Origin of the sequence: Rhodococcus sp. P14, assembly GCF_000256505.1 — a bacterium.
GTDB classification, from domain to species: Bacteria; Actinomycetota; Actinomycetes; order Mycobacteriales; family Mycobacteriaceae; genus Rhodococcus; species Rhodococcus ruber.
Genome location: NZ_AJFC01000040.1, coordinates 1 through 9,384, shown reverse-complemented (window position 1 = coordinate 9,384; position 9,384 = coordinate 1). Strand labels below are relative to the sequence as shown.

The 9,384-nt window shown below is 72.7% G+C and carries 9 protein-coding genes; 7 read left to right on the top strand and 2 right to left on the bottom strand.

All coding sequences use genetic code 11. The features are described 5' to 3' along the window. Together OEY_RS0103035 and OEY_RS0103030 are read right to left on the bottom strand one after the other, a co-directional pair. The coding region (locus OEY_RS0103035; protein ID WP_010592474.1) for a PH domain-containing protein at window positions 1-642 on the bottom strand (642 nt) is incomplete at its 3' end. Continuing rightward, window positions 639-1,181 carry a PH domain-containing protein gene (locus OEY_RS0103030; RefSeq protein WP_010592473.1) on the bottom strand — a complete coding sequence of 181 codons (543 nt, stop codon included), beginning with the start codon at window positions 1,179-1,181 and terminating at the stop codon, window positions 639-641. The genes OEY_RS0103030 and OEY_RS0103035, both read right to left, overlap by 4 nt. A 110-nt stretch (window positions 1,182-1,291) precedes the next feature. Here OEY_RS0103030 and OEY_RS0103025 point away from each other — a divergent pair, with 110 nt between their 5' ends. The 7 genes from OEY_RS0103025 to OEY_RS0102995 all read left to right on the top strand — a co-directional run bounded on the left by OEY_RS0103025 (window position 1,292) and on the right by OEY_RS0102995 (window position 9,209). Then, on the top strand, window positions 1,292-1,480 hold the full coding sequence (locus OEY_RS0103025; protein ID WP_010592472.1) for a hypothetical protein: 189 nt from the start codon (window positions 1,292-1,294) through the stop codon (window positions 1,478-1,480). Between the two features lie 60 nt (window positions 1,481-1,540). Further along, window positions 1,541-4,168, top strand: a complete 2,628-nt coding sequence (locus OEY_RS0103020; protein WP_010592471.1) for a bifunctional FO biosynthesis protein CofGH — start codon at window positions 1,541-1,543, stop codon at window positions 4,166-4,168. Then, window positions 4,165-4,866, top strand: coding sequence for a hypothetical protein (locus OEY_RS0103015; RefSeq protein ID WP_010592470.1), 702 nt, complete (start codon window positions 4,165-4,167; stop codon window positions 4,864-4,866). The genes OEY_RS0103020 and OEY_RS0103015 overlap by 4 nt, the downstream gene beginning before the upstream one ends. Window positions 4,867-4,995: 129 nt before the next feature. Then, window positions 4,996-5,319, top strand: a complete 324-nt coding sequence (gene fdxA, locus OEY_RS0103010; protein WP_003936066.1) for a ferredoxin — start codon at window positions 4,996-4,998, stop codon at window positions 5,317-5,319. Further along, entirely contained in the window at window positions 5,319-6,440 is a 1,122-nt protein-coding gene (dapC, locus tag OEY_RS0103005) for a succinyldiaminopimelate transaminase (protein ID WP_017680209.1), read from the top strand. The genes fdxA and dapC overlap by 1 nt, the downstream gene beginning before the upstream one ends. 112 nt (window positions 6,441-6,552) lie before the next feature. Beyond that, window positions 6,553-8,193 (top strand): L-glutamate gamma-semialdehyde dehydrogenase, encoded by a 1,641-nt coding sequence (gene pruA / locus OEY_RS0103000; RefSeq protein ID WP_010592468.1) that lies wholly within the window; start codon window positions 6,553-6,555, stop codon window positions 8,191-8,193. After that, the gene (locus OEY_RS0102995) at window positions 8,190-9,209 is read left to right on the top strand and encodes a proline dehydrogenase family protein (protein WP_048771766.1); all 1,020 of its coding nucleotides are present in this window, start codon (window positions 8,190-8,192) and stop codon (window positions 9,207-9,209) included. The genes pruA and OEY_RS0102995 overlap by 4 nt, the downstream gene beginning before the upstream one ends. The last annotated feature ends 175 nt before the right edge of the window (window positions 9,210-9,384 follow it).

Genomic DNA, 9,384 nt, shown 5'->3' with positions numbered 1-9,384 from the left:
CTGGAAGCCCAGCCCCCCCCCCGCCGCGACGGTGACCAGCCCCGTGGTCGAGAACGGGGCGTAGCGCACCCAGCCCGGCCGGAACCGGGCGACCTCGGTCTCGGCGGGTGCGACCACCCCGGGCTCCTCGGCCGGCGTCCCCGGGTGCGTGCCGAGCAGGGCGTCGCGCAGCGCCGGCACGGCGCCGATCGCCAGGCCGTTCAGCTCGAACCGGTTGCGGTCCCGGCCGGCGCCGGTGCGCTGCCCGGTCCCGAGCCGGACCACCGCCAGCCCGAGCAGCCGGTGCAGCAGACGCTGCTCGACGTCCACCGACCGGATGCGGCTGCGCGGCACCGACAACAGCTGGCGCTGCAGCAGGCCGCGGCGCAGTTCCACGTGCACCGGCCCGATCCGGTAGGTCGTGGTGAACCAGCGCAGCACGCCGATCCCCACCAGCAGCACCGCCACCGCCAGGCCCCAGCCGTGATTGCCGCTGCTGCTGCCGAGCACCACGGACGCCACGAGCACGGGCAGCAACCGCAGCACCTCCTCGACGGGATGGATCAGCAGCATCCGCGGATCGAGCCGCAACCACGGCTGCTCGGCCTCGGCGGCGAGGGCGGCGGCGTCGGACCGCGCCGGCGGGACGGGGACGTCGCTCACGTGGCGTCCGCCTGGTTGCTGCCGGCGATCGCGGTGAGCCGCGCGGCGGTGGCGTCGGCGACCCCGACGTCGAGGGCGGTGATCGCCACGGCCCCGGCGGACGAGGCGGTGGTGACGGTCACGGTGGCGAGACCGAGCCACCGGTCGAGCGGCCCACGCTCCGTGTCGACGGTCTGGATCCGGGAGATCGGCGCGATCCGGCGCTCCTGGGTGAACCACCCCGAGCGCGTGTACACCGCGGTGTCGGTGATCTCCCAGCGGTGCACCCGGTACCGCCACAGCGGCATCACGCCGACGTGCGCGACGGCGAGAACCGCGGTGACCACGGCGGCGGCGACGTGCCAGCCCGGATACCGGCCGGAGTCGACGATCGCCCACACCACCTGGGCGGCGACGACCGGTACCCACAGCAGTGCCGCGCCCACCGCCCACAGCAGCCGCGCTTTCGGGCTGGGACGCCACGCCGGGTCGGCCATGGTCACCGGTGCCGGCGGGGCGGCATCGCCGACGGCGGTGGGCGGGGGAGCGTCCCGGGTCACGTGGTTCTCCTCGTCGGTGGTGTCCTGTCGGTTCCAGGCTAAGCTGATCGGCGAGCAGACCCGGCAACGCTGCGCCCGGGTTCGGAGTCGACACGAGGAGGAGGACCGCCGTGACCGAATCATCGGAGACCACCGAATTCACGGAACTGCCCGAGGCGGATCGGATCGAGCAGGAGATGCCGGCGGAGGACGAACCGGCCGACGACGAGGTGACCTCGGTCCCGCTCGAGGTGGAGCCTGCGGATGCTCTGGAACAGAGCCGGGTCGTCCCGGGCGACGAGGACTATCCGCGCGAGTGAGCGCGCCGGGGACGTGGCCCCGAGGTGGCATGGGTCCGGCGGGTGGCGCATGATCGGCCAATGACCGATTCGACCCACGACGGTGCCACCCCCGCGACGTTGCCCCTGCCCACGGTCCGCGCCGGCGCGGGCGAGCCCGCCTCGTCCGCGACGGATCCGGCGCGAGTGTCGCCGTCGGGCATGCGACGGGCGTTGCGCCGGGCGCGGGACGGGGCGACGCTCAACGTCGACGAGTCCGCGATCCTGCTCTCGGCGCGTGGTTCGGACCTCGAGGACCTGTGCGCTTCGGCCGCCCGGGTGCGCGACGCCGGTCTGCTCGCGGCGGGCCGGCCGGGCACGGTCACGTATTCCCGGAAGGTGTTCGTGCCGATCACCCGGCTGTGCCGGGACCGCTGCCACTACTGCACGTTCGTGACCGTGCCGGGCAAGCTGCGCGCCGCCGGGCACGGGATGTACCTCGAACCCGACGAGATCCTCGACATCGCCCGGCGTGGATCCGAATTGGGTTGCAAGGAAGCACTTTTCACGCTCGGTGACCGGCCGGAGGACCGCTGGCCCGAGGCGCGGCAGTGGCTCGACGAGCGGGGCTACGACTCGACCCTCGACTATGTGCGCGCGATGGCGATCCGGGTGCTCGAGGAGACCGGGCTGCTGCCGCATCTGAACCCCGGCGTGATGAGCTGGGCCGAGATGTCCCGGCTCAAGCCGGTGGCCCCGTCGATGGGCATGATGCTCGAGACCACGTCGGCCCGGTTGTTCACCGAGCAGGGCGAGTGCCACTACGGCAGCCCCGACAAGGATCCGGCGGTGCGCCTGCAGGTGCTCACCGATGCGGGCCGGCTGTCGGTGCCGTTCACCACCGGCATCCTCGTCGGTATCGGCGAGACGCTCACCGAGCGCGCCGAGTCGATCGCGGCGATTCGTAAGTCCCACAAGGCGTTCGGGCACATCCAGGAAGTGATCGTGCAGAACTTCCGGGCCAAGGACGACACCGCGATGCGCGAGCACGACGACGCCGGGCTCGACGAGTTCCGGGCCGCGATCGCCGTGGCCCGGCTCGTGCTCGGACCGTCCGTGCGCATCCAGGCGCCGCCGAACCTCGTCGCCGCCGACGAGTGCCGTGCGCTGCTCGCCGCGGGCGTCGACGACTGGGGCGGGGTCTCACCCCTGACCCCGGACCACGTCAACCCGGAACGGCCGTGGCCGAACCTGGATCTGCTCGCGCAGCTCAGTGCCGACGCCGGGTTCACCCTCACCGAGCGGATCGCGGCCCAGCCGCAGTACGTCCTGGCGGGGCAGCCGTGGATCGACCCGCGGATCGGTGCTCACGTCCGAGCGCTGGCGGACCCGGAGACCGGTCTGGCCCGGGACGTGACCCCGCAGGGACACCCGTGGCAGGAGCCCGACCTCGACTGGGAGTCCAGCGGCCGCGTGGATCTGAACTCCGGGATCGACGTCACCGGTCGCAACACCGAGTACCGCTCCGACCTCGGCAGCGCATTCGGCGACTGGGACACCGTGCGCGAGCAGGTCCTTGCGCTCGGCGCGCACGCCCCGGTGCGGTTGGACGGGGACGTGCTCTCCGCGCTGCGCGCCGCCGAGAAGGACCCGGCCGGATGCACCGACGCCCAGTACGTCGCCCTCGCACACGCGGACGGGCCGGGTCTCGAGGCGGTCGTCGCGCTGGCCGATCAGCTGCGCCGCGACACGGTCGGCGACGACGTCACCTACGTGGTGAACCGGAACATCAACTTCACCAACATCTGCTACACCGGCTGCCGGTTCTGCGCGTTCGCGCAGCGCAAGGGTGACGCCGACGCCTTCACCCTGTCCACGTCCGAGGTCGCGGACCGCGCGTGGGAGGCGCACGTCGCCGGCGCCACCGAGGTGTGCATGCAGGGCGGGATCGACCCGGAACTGCCCGTCACCGGCTACGCCGACCTGGTCCGCGCGGTCAAGGAACGGGTGCCGTCGATGCACGTGCACGCGTTCTCCCCGATGGAGATCGCCAACGGCGTCGCCCGCAGCGGCATGTCGGTGCGCGACTGGCTGACCGAGTTGCGCGAGGCCGGCCTCGACACGATCCCCGGCACCGCCGCGGAGATCCTCGACGACGAGGTCCGCTGGGTACTGACCAAGGGCAAGCTGCCGACGGCGGAGTGGGTCGAGGTGGTCACCACCGCGCACGAGGTGGGGCTGCGGTCCAGCTCGACGATGATGTACGGCCACGTCGACCAGCCGCACCACTGGGTGGGGCACCTGAACGTGCTGCGCGGGATCCAGGACCGCACCGGCGGGTTCACGGAGTTCGTGCTGCTGCCGTTCGTGCACCAGTCGTCGCCGCTGTACCTGGCGGGCGCGTCGCGGCCGGGACCGACGATGCGCGACAACCGCGCCGCGCACGCGCTGGCCCGGATCATGCTGCACGGCCGGATCGACAACATCCAGACCAGCTGGGTCAAGCTCGGTGTCGCCGGTACCCAGGCGATGCTGCAGGGTGGAGCCAACGACCTCGGCGGCACCCTGATGGAGGAGACCATCTCCCGGATGGCCGGTTCCCAGCACGGTTCGGAGAAGACCGTGGCCGAACTCGTGGCGATCGCCGAGGGGATCGGTCGGCCGGCCCGCCGACGGACCACCGCCTACGCGCCGGTCGACGGGGGCGCCCTGAGCGGGGCGCGCCCGTGACCCCCAGGCTGGGCGACGGGGTCGTCGCGGCGGCTCTGGACGCGACCGCAGCCGGTGTCGGGCCGCTGTTCGGCCTGGCGTACCTCGACCCGTTCGGGCTCAAGGCCCGCACCTTCGTTCCCACGGTGCGGGAGCGGACGGCGATCGGGCAGGTGCTCGATGCGGCCGCGGCCCTGCTCGACGCGGGTCGCGTGCCGGGCACGGCGGCGTGGGCGGACGCCTCGGAACGGGAGCGCGTGAACTGGTGGATCGGCGGGCTCGGGTCGGTCTCGACGCTGCCCGTCGCGTTCCCGGGGATGCTGGGCGTGCTGGGCCGGATGCTGCCGTTGCAGGACGCCCTCGGCTTTCTCAACCAGGCGGTCGTGCTGCTCGCCGTCGCCCGGGAACGGGGAATCGACGACCGCGACCGGCAGGTGCGGATGCTCGCGGCCGTGCTGTGCCGCCGCGACCTCCCCGGGGGCGGCGACGCCGGGACGGCGCTGTCGTGGGTGCGGCGTCCGGTGCGGTCGACGATCGACCTGGTCCGGGCGGTGAACGCGGAACTCGCACGGCGTCCGCAGCCGGCCGGTGCGTGGCGCGCGCTCGGGGTGCTGCCGCTGGTCGGGGCGCTGGCCGGATACGTCGGTGAACGGGCGGCCCTGTCCCGGGCCGCGGCGGACGGGCAGCAGTGGCTGGCCGCCCACCCGGAACCGGGCTAGTCAGGGCACCCTAACTCCGAGGGCGGTGCCCGCGGCGGGGGATACTGGACGGCGACGGACGCGGAGCGCGCCCCGATTCGGCGTGACCGTGCAGGTCGGCGGGCTACCAGAGAGGCAGGGAGAACACCAGTGACGTACACGATTGCGGAACCGTGCGTGGACGTGTTGGACAAGGCGTGCATCGAAGAATGCCCGGTGGACTGCATCTACGAGGGCGGTCGCATGCTGTACATCCATCCGGACGAGTGCGTGGACTGCGGTGCCTGCGAGCCGGTGTGCCCCGTCGAGGCGATCTTCTACGAGGACGACGTGCCGGACGAGTGGAACGCGTACGTCAAGGCCAACGTCGACTTCTTCGACGACCTCGGGTCCCCGGGCGGCGCCGCCAAGCTCGGCAAGGTCGACTACGACCCGCCGTTCGTCAAGGCGCTGCCCCCCATGGGCGAGGAATAGTGATCGGCGGTACCGTGACGCGCACTCGTCGTTCGGTGGCCGCGAGCCTGCCGGACTTTCCGTGGGACTCGCTGACCGCCGCGAAGGAGAAGGCGGCCGCGCACCCGGACGGCATCGTCAACCTCTCGGTGGGCACGCCCGTCGATCCGGTCGCACCGATCATCCGTGACGCGCTGCTCGCCGTCGCCGACGTGCCCGGCTACCCGACCACGCACGGCACCGACGAGCTGCGGGCCGCCGCCGTCGGGGCGCTGGCCCGCCGCTACGGCGTCACCGGCATCGACGAGTCCGCGATCCTGCCCGCCGTCGGCACCAAGGAGATGATCGCCTGGCTGCCGAGCCTCCTCGGCCTCGGCGGCGGTGACCTCGTGGTGATCCCCGAACTGGCGTACCCGACGTACGAGGTGGGCGCCCTGCTCGCGGGCACCCGGATCATCCGTGCCGACGGGCTCAACCGGCTGGGACCCGAGGGCGCGGCGCTGGTGTTCGTGAACTCGCCGTCGAACCCCACGGGCAAGGTGCTCGGCCTCGAACACCTGCGCAAGGTGGTGGACTGGGCCCGCAGCCGCGACGCGATCGTCGTCTCCGACGAGTGCTACCTGGGCCTGACCTGGGAGGGTGAGGCGCTGTCCGTCCTGCACCCGAGCGTGTGCGACGGCGACCACACCAACCTGCTCGCCGTGCACTCGCTGTCGAAGACGTCCAACCTGGCCAGCTACCGGGCCGGCTTCGTCACCGGCGACGCCGGACTCGTCGCCGACCTGCTCGAGGTGCGCAAGCACGCCGGGATGATGGTGCCGCTGCCGATCCAGTCGGCGATGACCGCCGCCCTGAACGACGACGGACACGAGAACGCGCAACGCGAGCTGTACCGCGCGCGCCGCGAGATCCTGCTCGCGGCCGTCCGGGGCGCCGGGTTCACCGTCGACCATTCCGAGGCCGGCCTGTACCTGTGGGCCGGCCGGGGCGAGGAGTGCCGCGCGACGGTCGACTGGTTCGCCGAACGCGGGATCCTCGTGGCACCCGGTGAGTTCTACGGTCCCGGGGGCGTCCAGCACGTGCGGATCGCGCTGACCGCCTCGGACGAGCGGATCGCCGCCGCCGCGCAACGACTGGCGTGAGCCGTGCTCGGCGGTGGATCCACCACCGCCGAGCAGCGGAAGCGCCGTTGCCCGAGCAGGATTGCCGTATGCAGGGCGGTGTTCGGCGCTACCCTGGGCCCAGGGAGGCCCCATGGACGCCGTCACTGCAGTTCCTGCGCCGGCCAACGAGCCGGTCCACACCTACGCTCCCGGCAGCCCGGAGCGGGAGCGTCTCACCGCCAAGCTGAAGGAGCTCGCGGCCGAACCGGTGGACGTCTCGCACGTCCTCGGCGGCGAGCACGTGCACGGTGAGGGCGATCGCTTCGACATCGTGCAGCCCCACAACCATCGTGCGGTGCTCGGCACGCTGCGCAACGCCACCCCCGCGGACGCGACGGCGGCCGTCGAGGCGGCGACGGCCGCGGCTCCCGCGTGGCGGGAGATGTCGTTCGACGCCCGCGCGGCCGTGCTGCTGCGGGCCGCCGACCTGCTCGCCGGGCCGTGGCGGGAGACCGTCGCGGCCGCGACCATGCTCGGGCAGTCCAAGTCGGTGCAGCAGGCGGAGATCGACGCGCCGTGCGAACTCGTCGACTTCTGGCGCTTCAACGTGCACTTCGCCCGCGCCCTGCTCGCCGACCAGCCGTACTCGTCGCCCGGCGTGTGGAACCGGATGGACTACCGGCCGCTCGAGGGATTCGTGTACGCGATCACCCCGTTCAACTTCACCGCGATCGCCGGGAACCTGCCCACCGCTCCGGCGCTGCTGGGCAACACCGTGGTGTGGAAGCCCGCACCGACGCAGTCCCTGGCGGCGTACTGGACGATGCGCCTGCTCGAGGCGGCGGGGATGCCGCCCGGCGTGATCAACCTGATCACCGGGGACGGCCGGGTCGCGTCGGAGGTGCTCCTGCGCGACCCGCGGCTGGCCGGTATCCACTTCACCGGCTCGACCCGGACGTTCCAGCACCTGTGGCGGGAGGTCGGGGCCCACATCGACGGCTACCGCACGTATCCGCGGCTGGTGGGGGAGACCGGCGGCAAGGACTTCGTCCTCGCGCATCCGTCGGCCGATCCGGGCGTGCTGTCCACGGCCCTGATCCGGGGAGCCTTCGAATACCAGGGTCAGAAGTGCTCGGCGGCCTCGCGGGCGTTCGTGCCCCGCTCCCTGTGGCGGCGCATGCGCACCGAGTTCCTCGACGAGGTCGAGAGCCTGACCTACGGCGACGTGACCGATCTGTCGAACTTCGGGGGCGCCCTGATCGACCGGACCGCCTACGAGAAGGTCGTCGGCGCGCTCGAGCGGGCCCGCGACCGCGAGTCGATCGAGATCGCCGTGGGCGGTGGGTACGACCAGTGGGTCGGCTGGTTCGTGCGGCCCACCGTCCTGCTCACCGACGATCCGGGTGACGAGGCGATGTGCACGGAGTACTTCGGCCCGGTGCTGAGCGTGTACGTCTACGACGACGCGGAGCCGGACGCATGGGGACGCGTGCTCGACCTCGTCGACCGGGGCGCCCCCTACGCGCTCACCGGTTCGGTGATCGCCGAGGACCGTGCGGCGGTCGAGGAGGCCACCGCCGCGCTGCGGTTCGCGGCCGGCAACTTCTACGTCAACGACAAGCCCACCGGCGCGGTGGTGGGGCAGCAGCCCTTCGGCGGGGGACGGGCGTCCGGCACGGACGACAAGGCGGGCTCGCCGCTGAACCTGCTGCGCTGGGTGTCGGCGCGGACGATCAAGGAGACGTTCGTGCCGCCCACCGACTACCGGTATCCGCACATGAAGGGCGGGTGAGGTCCGTGGTCTCGGCGAAACCGGTGCCGGCGCCGCCCGCGCCGTCGCGGGCGTTGCCGCGGCTGGCGTCGAACCCGCTGCGACCGGTGATCCTCGCGGCAGCCAAGTCGTCGCGCGTCCGGGCGCTGGTCACCGCGGCGCCGCCCACCCGGCGGCTCGTGGACCGGTTCGTCGCCGGCGACACCCGCGCCGACGCCTTGGCAGCGACGAAGGCCCTGCTCGACACGGGGCGTTCGGTGAGCATCGACCATCTCGGCGAGGACACCACCGACCGTGCGCAGGCCCGGGCGATCGTCGCGGAGTACGAGGCGCTGATCGCCGACCTGGCTTCGTCGTCCGGGGCCGGCGGCCCGGTGCCGGCGGTGGAGGTGTCGGTCAAGCTCACCGCGTTGGGTCTGGCGCTCGGCGCCGAAGGTCCCGCCGTCGCGCTCGGGCACGCCCGGCAGATCTGTGCGGCCGCCGCCGAGGCGGGGGTGTGGGTCACCGTCGACGCCGAGGACCACACCACCACCGACGCCACCCTGTCGATCGTGCGGCGGCTGCGTGCGGACTACCCGTGGGTGGGTGCCGTGCTGCAGGCCTACCTGCACCGCACCGAGTCGGACTGCCGGGAGCTGTCCGGCCCGGGCTCGCGGGTGCGGCTGTGCAAGGGCGCCTACCGCGAACCGGCGTCGGTGGCGTACCAGGACGCCGCCGAGGTGGACGCCTCGTACCTGCGCTGCCTGCGGGTACTCATGGCCGGGCAGGGTTATCCGATGGTGGCCTCGCACGACCCGGCGATCGTGGCGGCCGCGGGACCGCTCGCCGCCGAGTACGCCCGCGGCCCGGACGGATTCGAGCATCAGATGCTGTACGGGATCCGCGACCTCGAACAGCGTCGGCTCGCCGATGCCGGGCACCGCATGCGGGTGTACGTCCCCTACGGGGCGCAGTGGTACGGCTACCTGATGCGGCGGCTCGCGGAGCGGCCCTCGAACCTGAAGTTCTTCCTGCGCTCGGTGGTGTCACGGGGTTGACGACCCGGCGCCGGGAGAGCGGACCCGCCGTCGCCGGAACCGGACGCCGGGTACGTCCGCAGGTACATTGACGCCCGTGAGCACCTCCGACGCCGCCCCCGGTTCGGTGCTCCTGCTCGCCCTCGTCGCGGCGCTCGCGGTGCTGCTCGCCCAGCGTCGACTCGCGGTGCCGCCG